The sequence below is a fragment of the Streptomyces sp. NPDC026575 genome, from assembly GCF_055567415.1.
The window spans coordinates 115,709-142,553 of record NZ_JBVHQM010000007.1; the positions used below are offsets into that span (position 1 = coordinate 115,709).

23 protein-coding genes are annotated in these 26,845 nt (G+C 70.8%); 8 read left to right on the forward strand and 15 right to left on the reverse strand.

The window, feature by feature from the left end; all coding sequences use genetic code 11:
- Positions 1–44: 44 nt before the first annotated feature.
- Both sufB and ACZ4NB_RS12055 read right to left on the reverse strand, forming a co-directional pair.
- Complete coding sequence (sufB, locus tag ACZ4NB_RS12050) at positions 45–1,466, reverse strand: Fe-S cluster assembly protein SufB (RefSeq protein WP_069568320.1); 1,422 nt, start codon at positions 1,464–1,466, stop codon at positions 45–47.
- Positions 1,463–2,308: a helix-turn-helix transcriptional regulator gene (locus ACZ4NB_RS12055; protein ID WP_467660531.1), complete on the reverse strand. Its 846-nt coding sequence runs from the start codon at positions 2,306–2,308 to the stop codon at positions 1,463–1,465. Before ACZ4NB_RS12055 ends, sufB begins: the two co-directional genes overlap by 4 nt.
- A 349-nt stretch (positions 2,309–2,657) precedes the next feature.
- Here ACZ4NB_RS12055 and ACZ4NB_RS12060 point away from each other — a divergent pair, with 349 nt between their 5' ends.
- The 3 genes from ACZ4NB_RS12060 to ACZ4NB_RS12070 all read left to right on the forward strand — a co-directional run bounded on the left by ACZ4NB_RS12060 (position 2,658) and on the right by ACZ4NB_RS12070 (position 5,658).
- Positions 2,658–3,620, forward strand: a complete 963-nt coding sequence (locus ACZ4NB_RS12060) for an ABC transporter ATP-binding protein (RefSeq protein ID WP_467660533.1) — start codon at positions 2,658–2,660, stop codon at positions 3,618–3,620.
- Positions 3,621–3,708: 88 nt separating this feature from the next.
- Positions 3,709–4,497: an ABC transporter permease gene (locus tag ACZ4NB_RS12065; RefSeq protein ID WP_467660534.1), complete on the forward strand. Its 789-nt coding sequence runs from the start codon at positions 3,709–3,711 to the stop codon at positions 4,495–4,497.
- 159 nt (positions 4,498–4,656) lie between these two features.
- Positions 4,657–5,658 carry a COX15/CtaA family protein gene (locus tag ACZ4NB_RS12070; RefSeq protein ID WP_467660536.1) on the forward strand — a complete coding sequence of 334 codons (1,002 nt, stop codon included), beginning with the start codon at positions 4,657–4,659 and terminating at the stop codon, positions 5,656–5,658.
- Here the strand turns inward: ACZ4NB_RS12070 and ACZ4NB_RS12075 are convergent.
- The 3 genes from ACZ4NB_RS12075 to ACZ4NB_RS12085 form a co-directional block, all read right to left on the reverse strand.
- Positions 5,622–6,695: an amidohydrolase gene (locus ACZ4NB_RS12075; protein WP_467660538.1), complete on the reverse strand. Its 1,074-nt coding sequence runs from the start codon at positions 6,693–6,695 to the stop codon at positions 5,622–5,624. The two genes, ACZ4NB_RS12070 and ACZ4NB_RS12075, sit on opposite strands and share 37 nt — an antisense overlap.
- 129 nt (positions 6,696–6,824) lie before the next feature.
- Positions 6,825–7,190, reverse strand: a complete 366-nt coding sequence (locus ACZ4NB_RS12080; RefSeq protein WP_467660539.1) for a hypothetical protein — start codon at positions 7,188–7,190, stop codon at positions 6,825–6,827.
- Positions 7,191–7,236: 46 nt separating this feature from the next.
- The gene (locus tag ACZ4NB_RS12085) at positions 7,237–8,220 is read right to left on the reverse strand and encodes a heme o synthase (RefSeq protein ID WP_467660541.1); all 984 of its coding nucleotides are present in this window, start codon (positions 8,218–8,220) and stop codon (positions 7,237–7,239) included.
- A gap of 488 nt (positions 8,221–8,708) precedes the next feature.
- Here ACZ4NB_RS12085 and tkt point away from each other — a divergent pair, with 488 nt between their 5' ends.
- The 5 genes from tkt to pgl are packed head-to-tail and all read left to right on the forward strand — an operon-like array spanning position 8,709 to position 15,362.
- On the forward strand, positions 8,709–10,829 hold the full coding sequence (tkt, locus tag ACZ4NB_RS12090; RefSeq protein WP_467660543.1) for a transketolase: 2,121 nt from the start codon (positions 8,709–8,711) through the stop codon (positions 10,827–10,829).
- A gap of 35 nt (positions 10,830–10,864) precedes the next feature.
- On the forward strand, positions 10,865–11,983 hold the full coding sequence (gene tal, locus ACZ4NB_RS12095) for a transaldolase (protein ID WP_467660545.1): 1,119 nt from the start codon (positions 10,865–10,867) through the stop codon (positions 11,981–11,983).
- A 6-nt stretch (positions 11,984–11,989) separates the two neighbouring features.
- Complete coding sequence (gene zwf, locus ACZ4NB_RS12100) at positions 11,990–13,522, forward strand: glucose-6-phosphate dehydrogenase (RefSeq protein WP_467660547.1); 1,533 nt, start codon at positions 11,990–11,992, stop codon at positions 13,520–13,522.
- Positions 13,519–14,559, forward strand: coding sequence for a glucose-6-phosphate dehydrogenase assembly protein OpcA (gene opcA, locus ACZ4NB_RS12105; RefSeq protein WP_467660549.1), 1,041 nt, complete (start codon positions 13,519–13,521; stop codon positions 14,557–14,559). Before zwf ends, opcA begins: the two co-directional genes overlap by 4 nt.
- Positions 14,556–15,362: a 6-phosphogluconolactonase gene (pgl, locus tag ACZ4NB_RS12110; protein WP_467660550.1), complete on the forward strand. Its 807-nt coding sequence runs from the start codon at positions 14,556–14,558 to the stop codon at positions 15,360–15,362. The genes opcA and pgl overlap by 4 nt, the downstream gene beginning before the upstream one ends.
- Before the next feature lie 137 nt (positions 15,363–15,499).
- Here the strand turns inward: pgl and pgi are convergent, their stop codons facing one another.
- The 10 genes from pgi to uvrC form a co-directional block, all read right to left on the reverse strand.
- Positions 15,500–17,152 carry a glucose-6-phosphate isomerase gene (gene pgi / locus ACZ4NB_RS12115; RefSeq protein ID WP_467660847.1) on the reverse strand — a complete coding sequence of 551 codons (1,653 nt, stop codon included), beginning with the start codon at positions 17,150–17,152 and terminating at the stop codon, positions 15,500–15,502.
- A 234-nt stretch (positions 17,153–17,386) separates the two neighbouring features.
- Positions 17,387–17,722: an RNA polymerase-binding protein RbpA gene (locus ACZ4NB_RS12120; protein ID WP_016578660.1), complete on the reverse strand. Its 336-nt coding sequence runs from the start codon at positions 17,720–17,722 to the stop codon at positions 17,387–17,389.
- 154 nt (positions 17,723–17,876) lie between these two features.
- The gene (gene secG, locus ACZ4NB_RS12125; protein WP_393491941.1) at positions 17,877–18,113 is read right to left on the reverse strand and encodes a preprotein translocase subunit SecG; all 237 of its coding nucleotides are present in this window, start codon (positions 18,111–18,113) and stop codon (positions 17,877–17,879) included.
- A 152-nt stretch (positions 18,114–18,265) separates the two neighbouring features.
- Positions 18,266–19,021, reverse strand: coding sequence for a triose-phosphate isomerase (gene tpiA, locus ACZ4NB_RS12130; RefSeq protein WP_467660849.1), 756 nt, complete (start codon positions 19,019–19,021; stop codon positions 18,266–18,268).
- Between the two features lie 39 nt (positions 19,022–19,060).
- Positions 19,061–20,263: a phosphoglycerate kinase gene (locus ACZ4NB_RS12135; RefSeq protein WP_467660553.1), complete on the reverse strand. Its 1,203-nt coding sequence runs from the start codon at positions 20,261–20,263 to the stop codon at positions 19,061–19,063.
- 114 nt (positions 20,264–20,377) lie between these two features.
- Complete coding sequence (gene gap / locus ACZ4NB_RS12140) at positions 20,378–21,382, reverse strand: type I glyceraldehyde-3-phosphate dehydrogenase (RefSeq protein WP_467660555.1); 1,005 nt, start codon at positions 21,380–21,382, stop codon at positions 20,378–20,380.
- A gap of 257 nt (positions 21,383–21,639) precedes the next feature.
- Positions 21,640–22,629, reverse strand: a complete 990-nt coding sequence (gene whiA, locus ACZ4NB_RS12145; RefSeq protein WP_018091880.1) for a DNA-binding protein WhiA — start codon at positions 22,627–22,629, stop codon at positions 21,640–21,642.
- Complete coding sequence (locus tag ACZ4NB_RS12150) at positions 22,620–23,681, reverse strand: gluconeogenesis factor YvcK family protein (protein ID WP_467660556.1); 1,062 nt, start codon at positions 23,679–23,681, stop codon at positions 22,620–22,622. Before ACZ4NB_RS12150 ends, whiA begins: the two co-directional genes overlap by 10 nt.
- A complete protein-coding gene (rapZ, locus tag ACZ4NB_RS12155; RefSeq protein ID WP_467660558.1) occupies positions 23,678–24,628 on the reverse strand; it encodes an RNase adapter RapZ in 951 nt (316 codons plus the stop codon). The genes ACZ4NB_RS12150 and rapZ overlap by 4 nt, the downstream gene beginning before the upstream one ends.
- The gene (gene uvrC, locus ACZ4NB_RS12160; RefSeq protein WP_467660560.1) at positions 24,625–26,682 is read right to left on the reverse strand and encodes an excinuclease ABC subunit UvrC; all 2,058 of its coding nucleotides are present in this window, start codon (positions 26,680–26,682) and stop codon (positions 24,625–24,627) included. Before uvrC ends, rapZ begins: the two co-directional genes overlap by 4 nt.
- Between the last annotated feature and the right edge of the window lie 163 nt (positions 26,683–26,845).

The window sequence follows — 26,845 nt, forward strand, 5'->3', positions numbered from 1 at the left end:
CGCTTTCTGCGTTCAGGGAGTCAGTCGCTGCTGGGGGCCGGGCGTCAGCCGACCGCGCCTTCCATCTGCAGCTCGATCAGCCGGTTCAGCTCCAGCGCGTACTCCATCGGCAGCTCACGCGCGATCGGCTCGACGAAGCCGCGCACGATCATCGCCATGGCCTCGTCCTCGGACAGGCCACGCGCCATCAGGTAGAAGAGCTGGTCCTCGCTGACCTTGGAGACGGTCGCCTCGTGGCCCATGGAGACGTCGTCCTCGCGGACGTCGACGTAGGGGTAGGTGTCCGAGCGGGAGATGGTGTCCACCAGCAGGGCGTCACACAGCACGTTGGACTTGGAGCCCGCGGCGCCCTCGCCGATCTCGACCAGACCCCGGTAGGAGGTGCGGCCGCCGCCTCGCGCCACCGACTTGGAGACGATGTTGGAGGAGGTGTTCGGCGCCATGTGGACCATCTTGGAGCCGGCGTCCTGGTGCTGGCCCTCGCCCGCGAAGGCGATGGACAGGGTCTCGCCCTTGGCGTGCTCGCCCATCAGGTAGACCGCCGGGTACTTCATCGTCACCTTGGAGCCGAGGTTGCCGTCGACCCACTCCATGGTCGCGCCCTCGTAGGCGACGGCGCGCTTGGTGACCAGGTTGTAGACGTTGTTCGACCAGTTCTGGATGGTCGTGTAGCGGCAGCGGCCGCCCTTCTTGACGATGATCTCGACGACCGCGGAGTGCAGCGAGTCCGACTTGTAGATCGGCGCCGTGCAGCCCTCGACGTAGTGCACGTAGGCGTCCTCGTCGACGATGATCAGCGTCCGCTCGAACTGGCCCATGTTCTCGGTGTTGATCCGGAAGTAGGCCTGCAGCGGGATGTCGACGTGGACACCCTTGGGGACGTAGATGAACGAGCCGCCGGACCACACCGCGGTGTTCAGCGACGCGAACTTGTTGTCACCGACCGGGATGACCGTGCCGAAGTACTCCTGGAAGAGCTCCGGGTGCTCCTTCAGCGCGGTGTCGGTGTCCAGGAAGATGACGCCCTGCGCCTCCAGGTCCTCGCGGATCTGGTGGTAGACGACCTCGGACTCGTACTGCGCGGCGACACCGGCGACCAGGCGCTGCTTCTCCGCCTCCGGGATGCCGAGCTTGTCGTAGGTGTTCTTGATGTCCTCGGGCAGGTCCTCCCAGGAGGCGGCCTGCTGCTCGGTGGAGCGGACGAAGTACTTGATGTTGTCGAAGTCGATGCCCGACAGGTCCGAGCCCCAGTTCGGCATGGGCTTCTTGTCGAACAGGCGCAGGCCCTTGAGACGGAGCTTGAGCATCCACTCCGGCTCGTTCTTCTTCGCCGAGATGTCGCGGACGACGGCCTCGGAAAGACCGCGCTTGGCGGAGGCGCCGGCCACGTCGGAGTCGGCCCAGCCGTATTCGTACTTGCCCAGGCCCTCGAGCTCAGGGTGAGCAGTCTCCGTGGGGAGCGTCATGCGGGGTTCCTCCCGGCCGTGCTTGCAGATGCTGTGGTGGTCTTTGTGGTGGTGCTGTGAGCGGGCTTGCCGGCACCGGCCTTCGGGACGAAGGTCGTGCACACCCCGTCACCGTGGGCGATGGTGGCAAGACGCTGTACGTGGGTCCCGAGCAAACGGGAGAAGACCTCGGTCTCCGCCTCGCACAGCTGCGGGTACTGCTCGGCGACATGGGCGACCGGGCAGTGGTGCTGGCAGAGCTGTTCACCGAGCTGCGGATTGGGGGCGCTGCGCGCCGTAGCAGCGTACCCGTCCGCGGTCAACGCCTTCGCAAGGGCCTCGGTACGGGCCTCCGGCTCGGCGCTCTCGACCGCCTCGCGGTAGCCCTCGGCCTGCTCGGCGAGGCGCGCGCGGGCGAACGCGGCGACCGCCGCCTCGCCCTTCTCGCCGCCGCCCGCGCTCTGCGCGATCCAGCGCAGCGCGTCGGAGGCGAGCTGGTCGTAGGCCTGGTCGAAGGCGTCGCGCCCGCAGTCGGTGAGGGCGAAGGACTTGGCCGGGCGGCCGCGCCCGCGCGCGCCGTAGACCCGCTTCTCGCGGGGCTCGACGACACCCTCGGCGACCAGCGCGTCCAGATGGCGGCGGACCGCGGCCTGGGTCAGCTCCAGGCGGAGCGCCAGCTCGGCCGCGGTGGACGGACCGTGGTCGAGGATGGAGCGGGCGACCCTGTTGCGGGTGCCCTGCTGTTCGTCGTGCGGCGCCGGGGCGGTCGCTCTCGCCTGCTCGGTGCGCCCGTGCGCGGAGGCAGCGGGCCCGGCGGTCTGGTCGACCACGGGCTCCCTCTGATCCTCGCTCGCGTATTTCACAACGCCATTGTTGCGTAATTCGTCAAACCGGTTCAAGCCTCGTCCACACCGTGGACTGGTGGCCTCTATCACTTAGGCATACCTAATTCAAGCCCCCTCTGGGAGCCCCGAAACCGGCTCCGACCTGCGGTGGTGCACCCCGGTGCGGACGGGCGCGACCATGGCGGACACGGCGGCCGAAAATCATGGCGCCGCACACCGCCGTATTGACCACCCCGGGCCCGCCGGGTCCCGTCGGCCCCCTGCGCCCGTCAGGCCCCGGGCGCCCCACATGGCGCCCGGCCCCGCGCCCCCTGGACGCCAAACCCCCGTTGATGACCACCCGGTCCGCCTTCGTAGACTTCCCGGCATGCGCAGCAGCTCCCCGGGGGGCGCCCCCCGGACCCCCGGCCGAGAGCCTGCCGTCGAGATCGTCGGCCTGGTCAAGCGATACGGGACCAAGACCGCCGTGGACGGGCTCGACCTGACCGTCGCCCGCGGGGAGGTCACCGCCGTCCTCGGCCCGAACGGCGCCGGCAAGACCACCACCGTCGAGACCTGCGAGGGCTACCGCCGCCCGGACGCCGGCCAGGTCCGCGTCCTGGGCCTGGACCCGGTCGCCGACGCCGCGGCACTGCGGCCGCGGATCGGCGTGATGCTGCAGTCCGGCGGCGTCTACGCGGGCGCCCGCGCCGAGGAGATGCTGCGGCACACCGCCACCCTGCACGCCCACCCCCTCGACGTCGCCGCGCTCATCGAGCGCCTCGGCCTGGGCTCCTGCGGCCGGACGCCCTACCGGCGGCTGTCCGGCGGCCAGCAGCAGCGCCTGGCGCTGGCGATGGCCGTGGTCGGCCGCCCCGAGCTGGTCTTCCTCGACGAGCCGACGGCCGGCCTCGACCCGCAGGCCCGCCGCGCGACCTGGGACCTCGTACGGGAGCTGCGCGCCGACGGCGTCAGCTGTGTGCTGACCACGCACTTCATGGACGAGGCCGAGCAGCTCGCCGACGATGTCGCGATCATCGACGGCGGCCGGGTGATCGCCCAGGGCAGCCCGGAGGAGCTGTGCCGCGGCGGCGCGGAGAACAGCCTGCGCTTCACCGGGCGACCGGGGCTGGACCTCGCCTCGCTGCTCAAGGCCCTGCCGGCGGACAGCGTCGCCACCGAGCCGATCGCCGGTTCGTACCGCGTGCACGGCAAGATCGACCCGCAGCTGCTGGCCACGGTCGCCTCGTGGTGCGCGCAGAACGGGGTGCTGCCGGACGCGATAGCCGTCGAGCGGCACACCCTGGAGGACGTTTTTCTGGAGCTCACCGGTAAGGAGCTGCGCGTATGAGGCAGAGCCACGCGTCTTTCGGCCGGGGGTCCGGGGGTTGTCCCCCGGGACGGCACAGCCTGGAGCTCACCGGTAAGGAGCTGCGCGTATGACCGCCACCGAGGCCGGTACCGCCGCCGGCACGTTCACCCCGCGGCCCGGGGCGGCGCCGCTGCCCCGGATGATCCGCGCGCAGGCCGCCCTGGAGACCAGGATGCTGCTGCGCAACGGCGAGCAGCTGCTGCTGACCGTGGTCATCCCGACGCTGCTGCTGGTGCTGTTCTCCGCCGTCGACATCGTCGACACGGGGGCCGGGAAGGCGGTGGACTTCCTCGCGCCGGGCGTCCTCGCCCTCGCGGTGCTGTCCACCGCGTTCACCGGGCAGGCCATCGCCACCGGCTTCGAGCGCCGCTACGGCGTCCTCAAGCGGCTGGCCGCCTCCCCGCTCCCCCGCTGGGGGCTGATGACGGCCAAGACCTGCTCGGTGCTGGTCACCGAGGTCCTCCAGATCGTGCTGCTGACCGTCATCGCCTACGCGCTGGGCTGGTCCCCCCGGGGAAACCCGCTCGCGGTCGTGCTGCTCCTGGTGCTCGGTACGGCGGCGTTCTCCGGCCTCGGTCTGCTGATGGCGGGAACCCTGAAGGCCGAGGCGACCCTCGCCGCCGCCAACCTCGTCTTCCTCCTGCTGCTCGTCGGCGGCGGGGTGATCGTCCCGCTGGAGAAGTTCCCGGACGCCGCCCAGTCGGTGCTCGGGCTGCTGCCGATCTCCGCGCTGTCGGACGGGCTGCGCGAGGTGCTCCAGCACGGCGCCGGAGTGCCCTGGGCCGACCTCGGCATCCTCGCCGTATGGGCGGTGCTCGGGCTGGGCGCGGCGGCGCGGTTCTTCCGCTGGGAGTAGGTCCGGGAGCGGGACACCTTTCCACGCCCCGGACCCCTCGTGCCGCGTCTTCCCCGGGAGCCGACTCCCCGGGACCCCTCGCGCCGCGCCTTCCCCGGGAGCCGACTCCCCGGGACCCCTCGTGAAAACTTGCACAAGCCGCCGCCTACGATGTCTTCCGTGCCGAACACGCTGAATCCCTTTGAGCTGATCGCCCGTCGCTGGCAGCCGTCCGCGGCCTTCGTACGACGGGCCGCGCTGGCGACCGTCGTGATGGCCGTGATCATCGTCGTCACGGGCGGCGCGGTCCGGCTCACCCAGTCCGGACTGGGCTGCTCGACCTGGCCCAAGTGCACGCCGGAGAGCCTGACCCCGACTGCCGCGATGGGCATCAACGGCCTCATCGAGTTCGGCAACCGGATGCTGACGTACGTGCTGTGCGCCTTCATCGGGCTGTTCATCGTGGCCGCCCGGACCCGCGCGCCGCACCGCCGCTCGCTCACCCGGCTCGGCTGGGGGCAGTTCTGGATCGTCATGGGCAACGCGGTCTGGGGCGGCATCGTGGTGCTGACCGGGCTGAACCCCTACCTCGTCGCCGCGCACTTCCTCCTCACCACCGCCCTGCTCACGGTCTGCGTGCTGTCCTGGCAGCGCGCCAAGGAGGGCGACGAGGAGCCGCGCGACCTGGCCGCCCGCCCGGTGCGGCAGCTGGCCTGGCTGCTGGTCGTGGCGACCGCCGCGCTCACCGTCATCGGCACGGTCGTCACCGGCGCGGGCCCGCACGCCGGCGATGCGCACAAGGTCCACCGCATCCCGCTGGACTGGCAGGAGATCACCCAGCTGCATGTGGACTTCGTCTACATCGTGGTCGGGCTGAGCGTCGCGATGTGGTTCACGCTGCGCGCCGTCAAGGCCCCGGCCGCCCCGCGCCGGCGGGTCCTGGAGCTGCTCGGCTGCCTGGCCCTGCAGGGCGTCTTCGGCTACGTCCAGTACTTCCTCGGCCTGCCGGAACTCGTCGTCGGCCTGCACATGTTCGGCTCGACGCTGGTGTGGATCTGCGTCCTGCGGGTGCTGCTCGCACTGCGCGACCGCGGTCCCGTACCGGAGGCGGCCGACGAGGCCGAGGAGCCCGGGGCGTCGGAGCCTCAGCGGGCCGCGGCGGCCTCCGCGCCCAGCCGGTAGACCCGGCGCGCGGTCCCCGACGCGACCATCTCCGTGATGCGCCGCCCGTCCTCGGGGCCGCACAGCCCCTCGGTGGTCCACTCCCGTACCAGGCGCTCCATGGCGCGGACGAAGAACCGGGCCCCGGTCACATAGAGCTCCGGCAGCCCGCGGGCCCCCGAGGAGAACAGCAGCTTGCCGAACGGCGCCTGGGGCAGGGTCTCCTCGGGCCGGGGGCCGGCGTCGGCGTAGACATGGGCGTGGGCGGCGGCGAGCTGCGCCGCCCGGCGGTGGTGCGGGACCGCGGGGAGCAGGACGAGATCCGAGCCGATACCGGTGGTGGCGCGCAGGAAGGCCGCCAGGGGGCGCGGGTCGGGGCCGTGGAGCTGTACGGGCAGGCCGGTGGCCACCGCGCTCCACAGCAGATGGCGTACGAGCGCGGGCTCGGCGAGCCGGTCACCGGGGCGGCGGGTGCGCAGCCAGCGGTCCGCGGCGCGGCGTACCTCACCGGCCTCGGGAGCGGTGCCGTCGCAGTAGGTGGCGCCGGAGGCGAAGGCGGTGGCGTGCTGCGCCGCCGCGTAGAGGGCCTCGGCGGTGTAGCCGATGAAGGAGTCGACGCTGCCGGAGGTGTCGGCGACCTGCTCGGCAAGCGGCTCCAGGCGTACGACCTCATGGGCGCGGGCCTCGGCGGCGGTGGCGATCTCGGTGGCCGAGGTCAGCTCGCTGGGAGTGCCGGCCTCCAGCAGGAAGGTGCCGATGCCGGAGCCCCGCAGCAGCATCCGGCCGGCTTTGTAGGCGCCCACCTCGCGTCTGCGGGCCAGATAGCGGGCCGGCGGACAGTGCGGCTCCAGGCCGAGCAGCGGGGGGCACCAGCGGCGTATCGCCAGGCCGATGAGGCTGTCGAAGTAGCTGGTGCCGGCCGGCGCCGGGGCGTGCGCGCCGACCGCGGCCGCCAGATGGGTCTCGAAGGAGCCGAGGCCCAGCTCGCCGTGCACCGCGCCGTGGCTGTACCCGTCGATGAGCGGTGGCTGATCTACCAGGAAGGGAAGGCCGTCCATCCGCTCCTCCTCGCCGAAAGCCCACCGGGGCGGCCGAAGCGCCGCGCCCGGTGGGCTTAACGGAGGAGGTGGTGGTGAGGTAGCGGGCTCCGCTTGTGGCGTGCGCCCCGGAGCCGCCCTGCGGGGCCGTCAGGGGTTAGCCGGACCGCCCACCTGGATGCCCGCCATCCGGGACCACTCGTACGGGCCGGTGCGGACCTTGGCGGCCAGCTCGCCGTCGAAGTCGTCCTGGAGGGTGACCCCGGCCTTGGCTGCGGCCTCCTTGGCGGAGTCGAAGCTGTCCGCGACGAGGTTTCCCCACTCGCCGTTGGCGCCGACGAGGGCGATCCGGGTGCGGCCGCGGCCGATGTGCGCGAGCTGGCCCTCAGCGGTGCCGCCGTGCGACTGGGCGAAGGCGCGGATCTGCTGGGCGAGCTTCGTCGTGCGCCGGTCGGCCTTGCCGGTGGCCGCCGCCGGCTGCTCGTCCGCCTGCTGGGTGTCTGCCATGCACAGCATGCTACCCGCCAGTACTGCTTTTTGTGGGGGTGATCCCCCACACCCTCTACCTGAGGAAGGGATCCACGGCGACGGCGACGAACAGCAGGGAGACATAGGTGATGGACCAGTGGAACAGCCGCATCTCCTTGAGCTTGGCGCCCGTGATCCCGGCCTTGGCGCGGGACTGCAGGGCGTGCGCCTCCTTGAGCCAGAAGGCGCCGCAGGCGAGGGCGACCGCGGTGTAGAACCAGCCGGTGTAGCCCAGCGGCTGCAGCAGCAGCGAGACGGCGACCATCACCCAGCTGTAGGCGACGATCTGCCGGGCGACGGCCTTGTTGCCGGCGATGACCGGCAGCATCGGCACGCCGACCCGCTCGTAGTCGTCCTTGGCCTTCATCGACAGCGGCCAGTAGTGCGGCGGCGTCCAGAAGAAGATGACGAGGAAGAGGACCAGCGCCGCCCAGGAGACCGAGTCGGTCACCGCGGACCAGCCGATGAAGACCGGCATACAGCCCGCGATGCCGCCCCAGACGATGTTCTGCGAGGTGCGCCGCTTGAGGATCATCGTGTAGACGACGACGTAGAAGAGCAGCGCCCCGAGCGACAGCATCGCCGACAGCGGGTTGACGAGGAACCAGAACCAGGCGGTGGAGCCGACCGCGAGGACGGACGCGAAGACCAGGCACTCGCGCGGCGAGACCATGCCGGTGACCAGCGGCCGCTGCGAGGTGCGGTCCATCAGCGCGTCGATGTCGCGGTCGATGTACATGTTGAAGGCGGCCGCGCCACCGGCGGAGAGGTATCCGCCGACGCAGGTCGCCAGCACGAGCCACAGGTCGGGGACGCCGCCGGCCGCCAGGAACATCACCGGAATCGTCGTCATCAGCAGCAGCTCGATGACGCGCGGCTTGGTGAGTTCCACGAACGCCTTGACGCGGGCACCGGGCGAGCGGTGATCTGGGCCCCCGGGGCTCTGGGAGAGCTCCTCCATGGCCTGAACGGCAGGGGAGGCACCCCCACCCGCAGGACGGGATTCGACGGCCGTCACGCACACCCCTGGAAGTAACATCAGCGGCTCCCGCCGCGGAAGAGATAAGGCATGCAAGCCCTTCCGGCCGTGTAAACCCGGCAAAGCTTGCGCGTACCACGCCACTTTAGACGTTGGCCATACAGCGATCTTCGCGGGGGTCGGTCGTGTTGGGGCCGGGACCGCAGGCCGGCGCCGACGGGATTTCCCGGACGTTCGCCCGATGTTCGGGAGGCGAACGCGACCGGTGCCCGGCACTCTGGTCGTATGGGCTGCCGGATCCGGGCCGGGAATGCCGAGGGTCCTGATGTGGTTGCCCAAAGCGACGAGCCCCGCGGGCCCGCCCCCGACCGATTGAGCGTCCGGAGCGCCGACTGAGCACCGACTGAGCGCCGAAAACACCGACTGAGCGTCGAAAAGGCGCACGCACCAGCGGGGGTAGGCTCGACACCGCCTGGCGGGCATACCGTCCGCGGCATTCGACATGTGGAGAGGAGCCCTGACTCAGGGTGAGCACCAAGCCGACCACCACAGATTTCGAGTGGACCGAACTGGACCAGCGGGCGGTGGACACCGTCCGCGTCCTGGCCATGGATTCCGTGCAGAAGGTCGGTAACGGCCATCCCGGTACGGCCATGAGCCTGGCGCCGGCCGCCTATGTGCTGTTCCAGAAGCTCATGCGGCACGACCCGGCGGACGCGAACTGGACCGGCCGCGACCGGTTCGTCCTCTCCGCGGGGCACTCCAGCCTGACCCTCTACATCCAGCTCTACCTCGCCGGCTACGGCCTGGAGCTGGACGACCTCAGGGCCTTCCGCACCTGGGGCTCGAAGACCCCCGGCCACCCGGAGTACGGCCACACCACCGGCGTGGAGACCACCACCGGCCCGCTGGGCCAGGGTGTCGCCAACGCCGTCGGCATGGCGATGGCGGCCCGCTACGAGCGCGGTCTGTTCGACCCCGAGGCGGCGCCGGGCACCTCTCCGTTCGACCACACCATCTACGTCATCGCCGGTGACGGCTGCCTCCAGGAGGGCATCTCCGCCGAGGCATCCTCCCTGGCGGGCCACCAGAAGCTCGGCAACCTCGTACTGCTGTGGGACGACAACCACATCTCCATCGAGGGCGACACCGAGACCGCGGTCTCCGAGGACACCCTCAAGCGCTACGAGGCCTACGGCTGGCACGTCCAGCGCGTCGAGCAGCTGCCCAACGGCGACCTGGACCCCGCGGGTCTGGCCAAGGCCCTTGAGGCCGCCAAGGCCGAGACCGGGCGCCCGTCGTTCATCGCGGCCCGCTCGATCATCGCCTGGCCGGCCCCCCACGCCCAGAACACCGAGGCCGCGCACGGCTCGGCGCTGGGCGAGGAGGAGGTCGCGGCCACCAAGCGCGTCCTGGGCTTCGACCCCGAGCAGCACTTCGAGGTCGCGGACGAGGTGCTCGCGCACACCCGCGCCGCCCTCGACCGCGGCCGCGACGCCAAGAAGGAGTGGGAGAAGTCCTTCGCCGCCTGGCGCACCGCCAACGCGGAGCGCGCCGCGGAGTTCGACCGGATCGCCGCGGGCGAGCTGCCCGAGGGCTGGGAGGACCACCTCCCGGCGTTCGAGACCGGCAAGTCCGTGGCCACCCGCGCCGCGTCCGGCAAGGTGCTGCACGCGCTCGGCGCGGTGATCCCGGAGCTGTGGGGCGGCTCGGCCGACCTGGCCGGCTCGAACAACACCACGATCGACAAGACCTCCTCGTTCCTCCCGGCGGGCAACCCCCTGCCGGAGGCCGACCCCTACGGCCGCACGATCCACTTCGGCATCCGCGAGCACTCCATGGCCGCGGAGATGAACGGCATCGCGCTGCACGGCAACACCCGCATCTACGGCGGCACCTTCCTGGTGTTCTCCGACTACATGCGCAACGCCGTCCGGCTGTCGGCCCTGATGCACCTGCCGGTGACGTACGTGTGGACGCACGACTCCATCGGCCTGGGCGAGGACGGCCCGACGCACCAGCCGATCGAGCACCTGGCCTCGCTGCGCGCCATCCCGGGGCTGAACATCGTCCGCCCGGCCGACGCCAACGAGACCGCCATCGCCTGGCGCGAGATCCTCAAGCGCTACACCAAGGAGTACGGCGTGGGCGCCCCGCACGGCCTCGCGCTGACCCGCCAGGGCGTGCCGACGTACCCGGCCAACGAGGACGCCGCCAAGGGCGGTTACGTCCTGTTCGAGGCCGCCGGCCCCGACGGGCAGAGCGCCGCGCCGCAGGTCGTGCTGATCGGCACCGGATCCGAGGTGCAGCTCGCCGTCGAGGCGCGCGAGCAGCTGCAGGCCGAGGGCGTGCCCACCCGCGTGGTCTCGATGCCGTCGGTGGAGTGGTTCGACCAGCAGGACCCGGCCTACCGGAACAGCGTGCTGCCGCCGTCCGTCAAGGCCCGGGTCGCCGTCGAGGCCGGCATCGGTCTGACCTGGCACCGCTTCGTCGGTGACGCTGGTCGGATCGTGTCGCTGGAGCACTTCGGCGCCTCGGCCGACGGCAAGGTCCTCTTCCGCGAGTTCGGCTTCACCGCCGACGCGGTCGCCGCCGCCGCGCGCGACTCCCTGGCCTCGGCCGCGGAGCTCGAAGCCGCCGCGCGCTGACGCCCGTACTCAACCAGTAGGAGATGCAAGAACCCATGACAGACGCACTCAAGCGGCTCTCCGACGAAGGCGTCGCCATCTGGCTGGACGACCTGTCGCGCAAGCGCATCACGTCCGGCAACCTCGCCGAGCTGATCGACCAGCAGCACGTCGTCGGCGTCACGACGAACCCGTCGATCTTCCAGAAGGCGATCTCCTCGGGTGACGGCTACGAGCAGCAGGTCAAGGACCTCGCCGCCCGCAAGGTCACCGTCGACGAGGCCATCCGCATGATCACGACGGCGGACGTCCGGGACGCCGCCGACATCCTGCGGCCGGTCTTCGACTCCACCGGCGGCCAGGACGGCCGGGTCTCCATCGAGGTCGACCCGCGGCTGGCGCACCAGACCGTGGCGACCGTCGCCGAGGCCAAGCAGCTGGCGTGGCTGGTGGACCGCCCGAACACGCTGATCAAGATCCCGGCCACCAAGGCGGGCCTGCCGGCGATCACCGAGGTCATCGGCCTCGGCATCAGCGTCAACGTCACGCTGATCTTCTCGCTGGAGCGCTACCGCGAGGTGATGGACGCCTACCTGGCCGGTCTGGAGAAGGCCAAGGCCGCGGGCCTGGACCTGTCCCTGATCCGCTCGGTGGCGTCGTTCTTCGTGTCCCGTGTGGACAGCGAGATCGACAAGCGCCTGGAGAAGCTGGGCACGCAGGAGGCCAAGGCCCTCAAGGGCAAGGCCGCGCTGGCCAACGCCCGGCTGGCCTACCAGGCGTACGAGGAGGTCTTCTCCTCGGACCGCTGGGCCGCCCTGGACAAGGCCGGCGCCAACAAGCAGCGTCCGCTGTGGGCCTCGACCGGCGTCAAGGACCCCGACTACAAGGACACCCTGTACGTCGACGAGCTGGTCGCCCCGGGCACGGTCAACACCATGCCGGAGGCCACGCTGGAGGCCACCGCGGCCCGCGGCGAGATCACCGGCGACACGGTGCGCGGCGCGTACGCGTCCGCCAAGGCCGACCTCGACGCGATCGGGCAGCTCGGGATCTCCTACGACGACGTCGTGCAGCTCCTGGAGGACGAGGGCGTGGAGAAGTTCGAGGCGGCCTGGAACGACCTGCTCAAGTCCACTGAGGCGGAGCTCAAGCGCCTCGCTCCCTCGGAGGGCTGATCTCCCTTGTCTGGTTCACACGGAGCCAACCCGCTTCGTGACGCCGCGGACCGACGGCTCCCGCGTATCGCGGGGCCGTCGGGCCTGGTCATCTTCGGCGTCACGGGCGATTTGTCCCGTAAGAAGCTGATGCCTGCCGTCTACGACCTGGCCAACCGCGGACTGCTCCCGCCGGGTTTCTCGCTCATCGGGTTCGCCCGCCGCGAGTGGGAGAACGAGGACTTCGCGCAGGAGGTGTACGAGGCGGTCAAGCAGCACGCCCGTACGCCGTTCCGCGAGGAGGTCTGGCAGCAGCTGGTCCAGGGCTGCCGCTTCGTCCAGGGCAACTTCGACGACGACGAGGCATTCGAGACGCTCAAGGCGACCATCGAGGAGCTCGACAAGGCGCAGGGCACCGGCGGCAACTTCGCCTTCTACCTGTCCGTGCCGCCGAAGTTCTTCCCCAAGGTCGTCCAGCAGCTCAAGAAGCACGGGCTGGCCGACCAGAAGGAGGACTCCTGGCGCCGCGCCGTCATCGAGAAGCCCTTCGGCCACGACCTGGAGAGCGCGCAGGAGCTCAACCGGATCGTCCACGAGGTCTTCCCGCCCAACGAGGTCTTCCGGATCGACCACTACCTGGGCAAGGAGACGGTCCAGAACATCCTGGCGCTGCGGTTCGCCAACACGATGTTCGAGCCGCTGTGGAACCGCGGCTATGTCGACCACGTCCAGATCACGATGGCCGAGGACATCGGCATCGGCGGCCGGGCCGGCTACTACGACGGCATCGGCGCCGCCCGCGACGTCATCCAGAACCACCTCCTCCAGCTGCTCGCGCTGACCGCGATGGAGGAGCCGGCCTCCTTCGACGCGGACGCGCTGGTCGCGGAGAAGACCAAGGTGCTGGGCGCCGTCCGGCTGCCCAAGGACCTCGGCAAGGAGACCGTGCGCGCGCAGTACGCGGCGGGCTGGCAGGGCGGCGAGAAGGCCGTCGGCTACCTCCAGGAAGACGGCATCGACCCCAAGTCGAAGACCGACACCTACGCCGCGATCAAGCTGTCGATCGACAACCGCCGCTGGGCGGGCGTCCCGTTCTACCTGCGCACCGGCAAGCGGCTGGGCCGCCGGGTCACCGAGATCGCGGTGGTCTTCCAGCGCGCCCCGCACTCCCCCTTCGACCACACCGCCACCGAGGAGCTGGGGCAGAACGCCCTGGTCATCCGGGTGCAGCCGGACGAGGGCGTGACCGTGCGGTTCGGCTCCAAGGTCCCGGGCACCTCGATGGAGGTGCGGGACGTGTCGATGGACTTCGCCTACGGCGAGTCCTTCACGGAGTCCAGCCCGGAGGCCTACGAACGGCTGATCCTCGATGTGCTGCTGGGTGACGCCAACCTCTTCCCGCGACTGGAGGAGGTCGAGCAGTCCTGGCGCATCCTCGACCCGATCGAGGCGTACTGGGACCGGCACGGCAAGCCCGCGCAGTACCCGGCGGGCACCTGGGGCCCCATCGAGGCGGACGAAATGCTCGCACGAGACGGACGGAGCTGGCGTCGGCCATGAAGATCGATCTGACGGAAACCACGGCCAGCAAGATCAACAAGGCGTTGGTCGAGGGCCGTCGCGCGGTCGGCACCCCTGCCATCGGCATGGTGCTCACCCTCGTCATCGTCACCGACGAGGAGAACGCCTACGACGCCCTCAAGGCGGCCAACGAGGCGTCCCGTGAGCACCCCTCGCGCACCCTCGTCGTCATCAAGCGGGTCAGCCGGTCGCCGCGCGACCGGGCCAAGGCCCGCCTGGACGCCGAGGTGCGGGTCGGCACGGACGCCGGCACCGGCGAGACGGTGATACTGCGGCTCTACGGCGAGGCGATCGACCACGCCCAGTCCGTGGTGCTGCCGCTGCTGCTGCCGGACGCCCCGGTCGTGGTCTGGTGGGCGGTCAACGCCCCGCTGGACCCCGCCAAGGACCCGCTCGGTGCGCTGGCCCAGCGCCGGGTCACCGACGCCTACGCCGCCGAGCAGCCCGTCCGGGAGCTGAGCGCTCGCGCGCAGACGTACACCCCCGGCGACACGGACCTGTCCTGGACCCGGATCACCCCGTGGCGCTCGATGCTCGCGGCGGCGCTCGACCAGGCCCCGTGCACGGTCACCTCGGCCGAGGTGGAGGGCGAGGAGTTCAACCCCAGCTGCGAGCTGCTCGCCATGTGGCTGGCCAGCAGGCTGAACGTCCCGGTCACCCGCAAGGTGTCGGCCGGCCCCGGCCTCACGGCCGTACGCATGGAGTCCAGCGGCGGCTCGATCGTGCTGGACCGCCCGGACGGCTCGCTGGCCACGCTCTCCATGCGCAACCAGCCGGACCGCGCGGTGGCGCTCAAGCGGCGGGAGACCTCGGAGCTGCTCGCCGAGGAGCTGCGCCGGCTCGACCCGGACGACATCTACGCCGGCGCGCTGAAGTTCGGCGTGGACCGGCTCGGCGACCCCTCGGACGAGCCCGCGGCCGGGGATCCGGCGCCGGACGCCGGCGAGGGCGCCCAGGACAAGCCGGCGGCGAAGAAGGCGACCGCCAAGCCCGCCAAGAAGGCGGCCGCCAAGTGAGTGCTCCGCAGGTCGTCGTCCACCGCGACAAGGAGCTGATGGCCAAGGCCGCGGCGGCCCGGCTGATCACGAAGATCGTGGACGCCCAGGCCACCCGCGGCTTCGCCTCCGTGGTCCTGACCGGCGGGCGCAACGGCAACGGGCTGCTCGCGGCCCTCGCCGAGGCGCCCGCCCGGGACGCGGTGGACTGGTCGCGGCTCCATCTGTGGTGGGGGGACGAGCGGTTGCTGCCCGACGGCGATGCCGAGCGCAACCACACCCAGGCCCGCGAGGTGCTGCTGGACAGCGTCCCGCTGGACCCGGCCCGGGTGCACCCCATGCCCGCGTCCGACGGCCCGTACGGCAACGACGCCGACGCCGCCGCCGAGGCGTACGCGGCCGAACTCGCCGCCGCGGCGGCCCATGAGACCGCCTCACCGCCGGCCGGTGCCGGGGGCGGCCCGGTGCCGACCTTCGACGTCCTGCTGCTGGGCGTCGGCCCGGACACCCATGTCGCCTCGCTCTTCCCCGAGCTGCCGGGCGTACGGGAGACGGAGCGGACGGTGGTAGGTGTGCACGGCGCGCCGAAGCCGCCGCCCACCCGTGTCTCCCTGACCCTGCCCGCGATCCGCGCGGCGCGGGAGGTCTGGCTGCTGGCGGCCGGCGAGGACAAGGCCAACGCCGTGGCCATCGCGCTCTCCGGCGCCGGCGAGGTGCAGGCCCCCGCGGCCGGCGCCCGGGGCCGCAACCGGACCCTGTGGCTCCTGGACGAGGCGGCGGCCACCCGGCTGCCGCGCGAGCTCTACCCGCCGGCCTCGGCCTGAGAGGCATCTTCCGCCGGCAAGGGCCCCACACCTGACGGTGTGGGGCCCTTGCTCATCCGGCAACTATCAATGGGGCAACCCCTACGGCGAGACACCCCGTCCGCGAGAGCGGCGCCGACTCAGGCGCAAAGGGGTGCTCAACGGCCGCGCAGCTCGCGGTACTTGGCGACCAGGCCGGCCGTCGAGGCGTCCAGCCCCGGCACCTCGGCGCCTTCGGTCAGGGCCGGTTCGACCCGCTTGGCGAGGACCTTGCCGAGCTCCACGCCCCACTGGTCGAAGGAGTCGATGTTCCAGACCGCGCCCTGCACGAACACCTTGTGCTCGTAGAGCGCGATCAGCTGGCCCAGCACCGAGGGGCTGAGTTCCTTGGCCAGGATCGTGGTGGTGGGGCGGTTGCCCTGGAAGGTCTTGTGCGCCACCAGCTCCTCGGCCACGCCCTCGGCGCGTACCTCGTCCGGCGTCTTGCCGAACGCCAGCGCCTGGCCCTGGGCGAAGAGGTTGGCCATCAGCAGGTCGTGCTGGGCGACCAGGCCGGGCCGGAGGTCCTCGACGGGCTGCGCGAAGCCGATGAAGTCCGCCGGGATCATCTTCGTGCCCTGGTGGAGCAGCTGGTAGTAGGCGTGCTGGCCGTTCGTGCCGGGCGTGCCCCAGACGACGGGGCCGGTCTGCCAGCCGACCCGATTGCCCTCGCGGTCCACGGACTTGCCGTTGGACTCCATGTCCAGCTGCTGCAGATAGGCGGTGAACTTGGAGAGGTAGTGGCTGTAGGGCAGCACCGCATGCGACTGGGCGTCGAAGAAGTTGCCGTACCAGATGCCGAGCAGACCCAGCAGCAGCGGGGCGTTCTCCTCCGGCGGGGCGGTGGTGAAGTGCTCGTCGACGAGGTGGAAGCCGGCCAGCATCTCGCGGAACCGCTCCTTGCCGATGGCGATCATCAGCGACAGACCGATCGCGGAGTCGTACGAGTAGCGGCCGCCGACCCAGTCCCAGAACTCGAACATGTTGTCCGTGTTGATGCCGAACTCCGCCACCTTCTCGGCGTTGGTCGACAGCGCCACGAAGTGCTTGGCCACCGCGTCGGTGTCGGCCCGCAGGCCGGTCAGCAGCCAGTCGCGGGCCGAAGTGGCGTTGGTGATGGTCTCGATGGTGGTGAAGGTCTTCGAGGCGATGATGAACAGCGTCTCGGCCGGGTCCAGATCGCGCACCGCCTCGTGCAGATCGGCGCCGTCCACGTTGGAGACGAAGCGGAACTGCATGTCCCGGTGGGTGTAGGCGCGCAGCGCCTCGTACGCCATCGCCGGGCCCAGGTCCGAGCCGCCGATGCCGATGTTGACGACCGTCCTGATGCGCTTGCCGGTGTGGCCCTTCCAGTCGCCCGAGCGGACCCGGTCGGAGAAGGTGCCCATCTTCGTCAGGACGGACTGCACCGCGGGGACGACGTTCTCGCCGTCGCTCTTGATGACCGCCGAGCCCGGCGCGCGCAGCGCGGTGTGCAGCACGGAGCGCCGCTCGGTGATGTTGATCTTGTCGCCGCGGAACATCGCGTCCCGCAGCCCGGCCACGCCGCGCGCCGCGGCCAGTTCCCGCAGCAGCCGCAGGGTCTCGTCGGTGACCAGGTGCTTGGAGTAGTCCAGGTGCAGATCGCCGACCTGGAGGGTGTAGCGCTCGGCGCGCGCGGGATCCCGCTCGAACAGCTCGCGCAGATGCACCTCCCCCAGCTGCTCGCGGTGCTTGCTCAACGCGGTCCACTCAGGCGTCTGGTCGAGCCTGCTGCGGCCTTCTGCGTTCATCTCGGACATCAGCCTTCTTCATCTCGTAGCGGCCCCGCCATCTCCCAACCTAATTGATCAGCGCGCCGTATGAGGCATCTGTCCCCCGCCCGACGGGAGGCTGTCGGGGGTCTGAAGAACGGGTGGCGGCGACGGCGGCCGACGGCGCCGGGGAGTTGGGTCCGCACATACGCGGCCGGCCCGGCCGGAGGGCGTGTCCCTCCGGCCGGGCCGGCCGAGTGCGTACGGGTCCCGTCAGATCTCGCCGCGGAGCTTGGCGAGCGCCTCCGCGAGGATCGCCTCGCCGTCGGCGTCGCTGCGGCGCTCCCGGACGTAGGCGAGGTGGGTCTTGTAGGGCTCGGTGCGCGGCGGGTCCGGCGGGCTGTCCCGGTCCTTGCCGGCCGGGAAACCACAGCGCGGGCAGTCCCAGGTGTCCGGAACCTGCGCATCGCCGGCGAAGCTGGGCTGCGTCTCGTGCCCGTTGGAGCACCAGAAGGAGATGCGGATGCGCGGCGCGGACTCGCCGCGCTCGGCCTCCCCCATCGGCCCCGCCCCGACCCGACTTCCTCGGATCGCGTTGCCACTTGCCACGGTCGTAACTCCCTGCGTAATGGTGCTGCCACGCCTTCACAGCAGCTGCGCTGCGGAACGCCCCAGTCTACGTAAGGCCCAACGCGCGTCCAGTGAGCGGAGTTACCCGTCCAAGGACGCCGCCCTCATGATAGGCCGCGCCTCCGACGGTATGTCAGCTCCCGAGCTTCATCAGGACACCGAGGACGACAATGCAGGCGAACCACAACAGACCGATCACAATGGTGATGCGGTCGAGGTTGCGCTCGGCGACCGAGGAGCCGCCGACGGAGGACTGCATGCCGCCACCGAACATGTCGGACAGGCCGCCGCCCTTCCCCTTGTGCATGAGCACCAGCATCATCATCAGCAGGCTGAAGACGATGAGGGCGATCGAGAACCCGATGACCACGGCTGGACCAACTCTCTAGGACTGACGGACGGACGTACGGATCAAGACGTCTGGATCAAGACCCATGGAACAAATGGTGCGGGGCCGGGACGGCGCATACACCGGTCCCGGCCCCGACAGGGTACGACGAGGGCTCGCCCTCGTCATAGCTGCTACTGGTCGCGGAAGCGGACGATCTTCACGAATTCCTCCGCGTCGAGGGCCGCGCCGCCGATCAGCGCACCGTCCACGTCCGGCTGCGCCATGATCGCGGCGACGTTGCCGGACTTGACCGAGCCGCCGTACTGGATGCGGACCTTGTCGGCCAGCTCCTGGCTGTAGAGCTCGGCGAGGCGGCCGCGGATCGCCCCGCAGACCTCCTGCGCGTCCTCGGGGGTGGCGACCTCGCCGGTGCCGATGGCCCACACCGGCTCGTAGGCGATCACGATGGTCTCGGCCTGCTCGGCCGGGATGTCCTTCAGACCGCCGTCGACCTGGGCGAGGGTGTGCGCGACCTGGTTGCCGGCCTTGCGGACGTCCAGGCCCTCGCCGACGCACAGGATCGGCGTGAGGCCGTTGCGGAAGGCGGCCTTGACCTTGGCGTTGCAGATCTCTTCGTTCTCGCCGTGGTACTGGCGGCGCTCGCTGTGGCCGACGGCCACGAACGTGCACTTGAGCTTGGCGAGCATGGGGCCGGCGATCTCACCGGTGTAGGCACCGGAGTCGTGCGCCGAGAGGTCCTGGGCGCCGTACTTGATCTTGAGCTTGTCGCCGTCGACCAGCGTCTGCACCGAGCGCAGGTCCGTGAAGGGCGGCAGCACCGCGACCTCTACGGCGTCGAAGTCCTTGTCGGTGAGGGCGAAGGCGAGCTTCTGGACGTGCGCGATGGCCTCAAGGTGGTTGAGGTTCATCTTCCAGTTGCCCGCCATCAGCGGGGTGCGGCCGTTGTTGACAGCGTTCACGGTGTTTCAGTCCTCCAGAGCGGCGAGGCCGGGGAGCGTCTTGCCTTCGAGGTATTCGAGGCTGGCGCCGCCACCGGTCGAAATGTGGCCGAAAGCATTCTCGTCGAAGCCCAGCAGCCGGACCGCGGCGGCACTGTCGCCGCCGCCGACGACGGTGAAGGCCGGCGAGTCCAGCAGCCCCTGCGCGACGGCCTTGGTGCCGCCGGCGTAGTCGGGGTGCTCGAAGACGCCCATCGGGCCGTTCCAGAAGACCGTGCCCGCGTCGGCGAGCTTCGCGGCGTAGAGCTCGCGGGTCTTCGGGCCGATGTCCAGGCCCTCCTTGTCGGCCGGGATGGCGTCCGACGCGACGGTGTCGGGGTTCGCCGGGGCCTTGGTCTTCAGGTCCGGGAATTCGGCCGAAACCAGCACGTCGACGGGGAGCACGAACTCCACGCCGCGCTTCTCGGCCCGCGCCAGGTACTCCAGGCAGGCCGGGACCTGGTCCTCCTGCAGCAGCGAGATACCGACCTCGTGGCCCTTGGCCTTGAGGAAGGTGTACGCCATGCCGCCGCCGACCAGGATGCGGTCGGCCTTCTCCAGCAGCTGGTCGATGACCGCGAGCTTGTCGGAGACCTTGGCGCCGCCGAGCGCGACCACGTAGGGGCGCTTGACGTCGTCGGTGAGCTTCTTCAGCACGCCGACCTCGGTGGCGATCAGATCGCCGGCGGCGTGCGGAAGGCGCCGGGGCAGGTCGTAGACGGAGGCGTGCTTGCGGTGCACGGCGCCGAAGCCGTCGCCCACGTACAGGTCCGCGAGGGCGGCGAGCCGGTCGGCGAAGGCGCCCCGCTCGGCGTCGTCCTTGCTGGTCTCGCCCGCGTTGAAGCGGAGGTTCTCCAGCACGGCGACCTGGCCGTCGGCCAGGCCCGCGACGGCGGCCTCGGCGGCCTCCCCGACGGTGTCCGTGGCGAATGCCACGTCCTTGCCGAGGATCTCCCCCAGCCGCACGGCCGCGGGGGCCAGCGAGAAGGCCGGGTCCGGGGCGCCCTTGGGACGTCCCAGGTGGGAGGCGACGATCACCTTGGCGCCGCGCTCGGCGAGCTTGGCGATCGTCGGGGCGACGGCGCGGATCCGGCCGTCGTCGGTGATGGTGGTGCCGTCCAGCGGCACGTTCAGGTCGGCGCGGACAAAGACCCGCTTACCCGCTACCTGGAGGTCGTCGATCGTCTTCATGAGGAGTGACTCCATCACATGGGTCGGTCGGTCGCGGAACGGGGCCCGTACGACGCCTCATCGCGTCGTACGAGCCCCGTCCTCACATCTCGGTGCCTCGGCTGTGAACCAGGGTCAGAGCTGGCCGCCGACGAAGGCGGTCAGGTCCACCAGGCGGTTGGAGTAGCCCCACTCGTTGTCGTACCAGCCGACGACCTTGACCTGCTTGCCCTGAGCCATCGTCAGCTGGGAGTCGAAGGTGCAGGAGGCCGGCCAGTTGACGATGTCCGAGGAGACGATCGGGTCCTCGGTGTACTCCAGGATGCCCTTGAGCTGGCCCTCGGCGGCCTTCTGGAAGGCGGTGTTGATCTCGTCCTTGGTGACCTCGCGGTCGAGCTCCAGGACGAGGTCGGTGACCGAGCCGGTGGGGACCGGGACGCGCATGGCGATGCCGTCCAGCTTGCCCTTGAGCTGCGGGAGGACCAGGGCGGTGGCCTTGGCGGCACCGGTCGAGGTCGGGATGATGTTCTCCGCGGCGGCGCGGGCGCGGCGCAGGTCGCTGTGCGGGAAGTCCAGGATGCGCTGGTCGTTGGTGTAGGCGTGGACCGTGGTCATCATGCCCTTGACGATGCCGAAGTTCTCGTCGAGGACCTTCGCCATCGGCGCCACACAGTTGGTGGTGCAGGAGGCGTTGGAGATGACGTGGTGGTTGGCCGCGTCGTACTTGTCCTGGTTGACGCCCATCACGATGGTGATGTCCTCGCCCTTGGCGGGCGCGGAGATCAGGACCTTCTTGGCGCCGGCGGCGAGGTGCTTGGCGGCGTCCTCGCGCTTGGTGAAGATGCCGGTCGACTCGATGACGATGTCGGCGCCGAGCTCGCCCCAGGGGAGCTGCGCCGGGTCGCGCTCGGCCATCGTCTTGAAGGTCATGTCGCCGACCGTGATGGTGTCGTCGGTGTGACTGACGTCCTGCTTGAGACGACCCAGAATGCTGTCGTACTTCAGCAGGTGGACCAGGGTGGCGTTGTCGGTCAGGTCGTTGACACCGACGATCTCGATGTCCGCCCCCTGCTCCAGGAGCGCGCGGAAGTAGTTACGACCAATGCGGCCGAATCCGTTGATGCCTACGCGGATCGTCACGAACCGATCTCCTCGTTGGTACGCCGGCGCAGTTACCGGCGAGCTGTATGGGATGTCCCCGACCGCCTCCGACCCTACCCCCTGAACGAGACGTACGTGACATTGACATCGGCGCCCAAAGGTGCTCAAGTGAGCGACCTTCAGCCCCTCTGACGCCCGTTCCGTCCGCGCTCGCGAAACACCTCCGCATACGACCGCGCCCCCGGCGCCCTGTGCGGGCGCCGGGGGCGGGTGACGACGAAGGACGCGGCTTCCGTTCAGCCGACCATGCCCTCGGCGAGCTCCTCGGTGAGGTTGGACTCGGTGCCGGGGATGCCGAGGTCCTGGGCGCGCTTGTCGGCCATCGCCAACAGGCGCCGGATCCGGCCGGCGACGGCGTCCTTCGTCAACGGCGGGTCGGCGAGGGCGCCCAACTCCTCCAGCGAGGCCTGCTTGTGCTCCATGCGCAGCCGGCCGGCGGCCGCCAAGTGCTCGGGGACCTCCTCGCCGAGGATCTCCAGGGCCCGCTGGACCCGGGCGCCCGCGGCGACCGCGGCCCGCGCCGAGCGGCGGAGGTTGGCGTCGTCGAAGTTGGCGAGGCGGTTGGCCGTGGCGCGGACCTCGCGGCGCATCCGCCGCTCCTCCCACGCGAGCACGGACTCGTGGGCGCCGAGCCGCGTCAGCAGGGCGCCGATCGCATCACCGTCACGGACGACGACGCGATCCACCCCCCGCACCTCGCGGGCCTTGGCTCCGATGCCCAGCCGGCGGGCGGCACCGACCAGCGCCAGTGCGGCCTCCGGCCCGGGGCAGGTGACCTCCAGCGAGGAGGAGCGGCCGGGTTCGGTGAGCGAGCCGTGGGCGAGGAAGGCGCCGCGCCAGGCCGCCTCGGCGTCGCAGGTCGCGCCGGAGACCACCTGCGGGGGCAGCCCGCGGATGGGGCGGCCGCGGCCGTCGACCAGGCCGGTCTGGCGGGCCAGCTGATCGCCGCCGGCCACCACCCGTACGACATAGCGGCTGCCGCGCCGCAGGCCGCCGGGGGCCATCACCACCAGGTCGGAGCTGTGCCCGAAGATCTCCAGGATGTCCTTGCGCAGCCGCCGGGCGGCGATGCCCGTGTCCAGCTCCGCCTCGATCACAATGCGCCCGCTGACCAGGTGCAGTCCCCCCGCGAAGCGCAGGATCGACGAGACCTCCGACTTCCGGCAGCAGGTCCGGGTGACGGGGAGCCGGGAGATCTCATCCTTCACCGCAGCCGTCATCGCCATGGGCCGATCCTTCCATGCATCCGAAAAATACGGTCGTACGCGGCTGCCAGCAGCTCCGGGTCGTGCCGGTCGGGGGCTCCCCCGGCGTGCGACCGGGCGTCGTCTCCTTGTGCCGCGACCGCCGCCAGCTCGACCTCGCTGCCGACGAGCTGCTTGGCGGCAACCGTCAGACCTTCGATGTCGGGCACGGCGGCCCTGTCGGCCAGCACCACGTCGAAGGCGAGTTTAGGGGCGTGTCGGGCCAAAACCTCCAAATGACGCTGCGGGGAGAAGCCATCGGTTTCGCCGGGTTGCGGCGCGAGGTTGAGTGAGAGGACCTTCCGGGCCTTGGTCTCCTGGAGCGCCTGGAGCAGCTCCGGCACCAGCAGATGGGGGATCACCGAGGAGAACCACGAGCCGGGGCCGAGCACCACCCAGTCGGCGTCGCGCACCGCGGCGACCGCCTCGGGGACGGCCGGCGGGTCCTCGGGGACCACGTGGACCGACTGCACCTCACCGCGGGTGAGCGCCACCGTCGCCTGGCCCCGGACCGTGGAGACCTCGTCCGGGCGGTCCGGGTCGTGGCCCCTGACCTGGGCCTGGAGCTCCAGGGGCACCGCCGACATGGGCAGTACCCGGCCATGGGCGCCGAGCAGCTTGCCGACCAGGTCGAGCGCCTGGACATGATCGCCGAGCTGCTCCCACAGGGCGACGATCAGCAGATTGCCGACGGCGTGGTCGTGCAGCTCGCCCTCGCTCTGGAAGCGGTGCTGGATGACCCGGGCCCAGGTCTGGCCCCAGTCGTCGTCCCCGCAGAGCGCGGCCAGCGCCTTGCGCAGATCGCCCGGCGGCAGCACGCCCAGCTCGTCGCGGAGCCGGCCGCTGGAGCCGCCGTCGTCGGCGACCGTGACCACGGCCGTCAGATCGCCCGTGATGCGACGCAGCGCGGTGAGCGAGGCGGACAGGCCCATGCCGCCGCCGAGCGCCACCACCTTGGGGGTGGCGCCCTTCGTCGTACGGACGCTGGGGACGAATCTGCGGACCCGGCGAAGCCGTGGTGTGCGCCCGCTCACTCGCGCCCCATGTCCCGGTGGACGACGACGGTTTCCACCCCTTCGGAGACCAGGCGGCGGGCCAGCTTCTCCGACATCGCGACGCTGCGGTGCTTGCCGCCCGTACAGCCCACGGCGATGGTCACATAGCGCTTGCCCTCCCGGCGGTAGCCCTCGGCGACGATCCGCAGCAGCTCGGCGTAGCCGTCCAGGAACTCCTTGGAGCCGGGCTGGCTGAACACGTAGTTCGAGACCTCGTCGTTCAGGCCGGTGAACGGGCGCAGCTCGGGGACCCAGTGCGGGTTGGGGATGAAGCGGCAGTCGATGACCATGTCGGCGTCGACCGGCAGGCCGTACTTGAAGCCGAAGGACATCACCGTGGCGCGCAGCTCGGGGACCTCCTCGCCGGCGAACTGGGCGTCCATCTTGGCGCGCAGCTCATGGACGTTGAGGCTGGAGGTGTCGATGACCAGGTCGGCGTCGCCGCGCAGCTCGCGCAGCAGATCGCGCTCGGCGGCGATCCCGTCGACGATCCGGCCGTCGCCCTGGAGGGGGTGCGGGCGGCGCACCGACTCGAAGCGGCGCACCAGGGCCTCGTCGGAGGACTCCAGAAAGACGATGCGGCGCTTGACGTTCTGCGCGTCGAGGGTGGCCAGCGACTCCTTGAGGTTGGCGAAGAAGCGGCGGCCGCGGACGTCGACGACGACCGCGATCCGGGCGACGTTGCCCTGCGAGCGGGCGCCCAGCTCCACCATCGGCGCGATCAGCTCGGGCGGGATGTTGTCGACGACGAACCAGCCCAGATCCTCCAGGCACTTCGCTGCCGTGCTGCGGCCGGCGCCGGACATCCCGGAGATGATCACCAACTCGGGGATCGCGGCGCTCTCTCCCTGGTCGGACTCGCCGACCGTGCCCGTACTCACCTGTGCACCGTCTTTCTCGGTTTGCTCTTCGTGCGGTGTGCTCATCGTTCCTGCCCCCGTTCTGCCGACAACGCGGCCGGTGGGACCCCGTCATCCTCAATGATCTCTCCTGTGGCGGTGTTCACCGCAGGGGCGGACGGCGCCGCCCCGGCCAGCGCCGCGGCGACCGTCTCCGCGGTCTTGCGCCCGACGCCCGGGACCTCGCAGATCTCGTCGATCGTCGCGGCCCGCAGCCTCTTCAGCGAACCGAAGTGCTTGAGGAGCGCCTGGCGGCGGGTGTCGCCCAGGCCCGCGACGGTGTCGAGCGGCGAGGACTTCAGCCGCTTGGTGCGCTTGCTGCGCTGGTAGGCGATGGCGAAGCGGTGCGCCTCGTCGCGGACGCGCTGGAGGAGGTAGAGGCCCTCGCTGCTGCGCGGCAGCACCACCGGATCGTCGTCCTCGGGCAGCCAGACCTCCTCCAGGCGCTTGGCCAGACCGCAGACGGCGACATCGTCGACGCCCAGCTCGTCCAGGGCCCGGCGGGCGGCCGCGACCTGGGGGGCGCCGCCGTCGACGACCACCAGCTGGGGAGGGTAGGCGAACCGCTTGGGGCGGCCATCGTCGTCGACGGGGCCGCCGGCGGTGCGGTCCGCGTCCACCTGGCCCTCGCCCTCCACCGGGGCGTCGCCGTCCGGCTCCTGTATCCACTCCCCCGACTTCTGCTTCTCCTGGAGGTAGCGCTTGAAGCGGCGGCCGACGACCTCGTGCATGGACCGGACATCGTCCTGGCCCTGGAACCCCTTGATCTGGAAGCGGCGGTATTCGCTCTTGCGGGCGAGACCGTCCTCGAACACCACCATCGAGGCGACGACGTCGTCGCCCTGGAGGTGGGAGATGTCGAAGCACTCGATGCGCAGCGGCACCGAATCCAGGCCGAGCGCCTCGGCGATCTCCTCCAGGGCCCGGGAGCGGGTCGTCAGGTCGGAGGCCCGCTTGGTCTTGTGCAGGGCGAGCGCCTGCTGGGCGTTGCGGCCGACCGTGGCCATCAGGTCCTTCTTGTCGCCGCGCTGCGGGATGCGCAGCGAGACCTGGGAGCCGCGGCGCTGGGTGAGCCACTGCGCGACCGGCTCGACGGGCTCGGGGAGCGCCGGTACCAGGACCTCCTTGGGGACGGCGTCGCCCCGCTCCTCGCCGTAGAGCTGCTGGAGGGCGTGCTCGACGAGGTCACCGGTGGTGACGGCCTCGACCTTGTCGGTGACCCAGCCGCGCTGTCCGCGCACCCGTCCGCCGCGGACGTGGAAGATCTGGACGGCGGCTTCCAGCTCGTCCTCGGCGACGGCGATCAGATCGGCGTCGGTGGCGTCGGCGAGCACCACGGCGCTCTTCTCCATGGCCCGCTTGAGCGCGCCTATGTCATCCCGCAGCCGGGCGGCGCGCTCGTACTCCATCTCCTCGGCGGCGTCCTGCATCTGCTGCTCCAGCCGGCGGATGTACGCGCCGGTGCGGCCCGCCATGAAGTCGCAGAACTCCTCGGCCAGTTCGCGGTGCTCCCCGGGGGAGATCCGGCCGACACAGGGAGCCGAGCACTTGCCGATGTAGCCGAGCAGGCAGGGGCGGCCGATCTGCGCGGAGCGCTTGAAGACACCGGCGGAGCACGTGCGCACCGGGAAGACGCGGAGCATCAGGTCGACGGTCTCGCGGATGGCCCAGGCATGGGCGTACGGGCCGAAATAGCGCACGCCCTTCTTCTTGGCGCCGCGCATGACCTGGGCGCGCGGGAACTCCTCGTTGAGGGTGACCGCGAGATACGGATAGCTCTTGTCGTCGCGGTACTTGACGTTGAAGCGGGGGTCGAACTCCTTGATCCAGCTGTATTCGAGCTGGAGCGCCTCGACCTCGGTGGAGACGACGGTCCACTCCACGGAGGCGGCGGTGGTCACCATCGTGCGCGTACGCGGATGGAGGCCGGCCAGGTCCTGGAAGTAGTTGGCCAGGCGCTGGCGCAGGCTCTTGGCCTTGCCCACGTAGATGACCCGGCCGTGCTCGTCGCGGAACTTATAGACCCCCGGCGAGTCGGGGATCTGTCCCGGCTTGGGTCGGTAGCTGCTGGGGTCTGCCATGAACACCACCCTACTGACCGCCACCGACAATCACGGTTTCCGGATCGCTCCCGTTCGCTCCCGGGCAGCCGCGGGACGGCGCCGCGGGGGCCGCGGGCCCTGCGGGCTGCGGCAGCTGCGGCGCGGCGAGAGCGCCCGACGGGGCGGGGGCGGGAGGGGCCGG

What these genes read in the sequence shown, in the direction of transcription:
- ACZ4NB_RS12060 (WP_467660533.1), top strand. Translation starts at nt 2,658, where the DNA reads ATGCGCAGCAGCTCCCCGGGGGGCGCCCCCCGGACCCCCGGCCGAGAG.
- ACZ4NB_RS12065 (WP_467660534.1), top strand. Translation starts at nt 3,709, where the DNA reads ATGACCGCCACCGAGGCCGGTACCGCCGCCGGCACGTTCACCCCGCGG.
- pgi (WP_467660847.1), bottom strand. Translation starts at nt 17,152, where the DNA reads ATGAACGCAGAAGGCCGCAGCAGGCTCGACCAGACGCCTGAGTGGACC.
- rapZ (WP_467660558.1), bottom strand. Translation starts at nt 24,628, where the DNA reads ATGAGCACACCGCACGAAGAGCAAACCGAGAAAGACGGTGCACAGGTG.
- whiA (WP_018091880.1), bottom strand. Translation starts at nt 22,629, where the DNA reads ATGGCGATGACGGCTGCGGTGAAGGATGAGATCTCCCGGCTCCCCGTC.
- sufB (WP_069568320.1), bottom strand. Translation starts at nt 1,466, where the DNA reads ATGACGCTCCCCACGGAGACTGCTCACCCTGAGCTCGAGGGCCTGGGC.
- tpiA (WP_467660849.1), bottom strand. Translation starts at nt 19,021, where the DNA reads ATGGCGGGCAACTGGAAGATGAACCTCAACCACCTTGAGGCCATCGCG.
- ACZ4NB_RS12075 (WP_467660538.1), bottom strand. Translation starts at nt 6,695, where the DNA reads ATGGACGGCCTTCCCTTCCTGGTAGATCAGCCACCGCTCATCGACGGG.
- ACZ4NB_RS12080 (WP_467660539.1), bottom strand. Translation starts at nt 7,190, where the DNA reads ATGCTGTGCATGGCAGACACCCAGCAGGCGGACGAGCAGCCGGCGGCG.
- opcA (WP_467660549.1), top strand. Translation starts at nt 13,519, where the DNA reads ATGAAGATCGATCTGACGGAAACCACGGCCAGCAAGATCAACAAGGCG.
- tal (WP_467660545.1), top strand. Translation starts at nt 10,865, where the DNA reads ATGACAGACGCACTCAAGCGGCTCTCCGACGAAGGCGTCGCCATCTGG.
- uvrC (WP_467660560.1), bottom strand. Translation starts at nt 26,682, where the DNA reads ATGGCAGACCCCAGCAGCTACCGACCCAAGCCGGGACAGATCCCCGAC.
- ACZ4NB_RS12135 (WP_467660553.1), bottom strand. Translation starts at nt 20,263, where the DNA reads ATGAAGACGATCGACGACCTCCAGGTAGCGGGTAAGCGGGTCTTTGTC.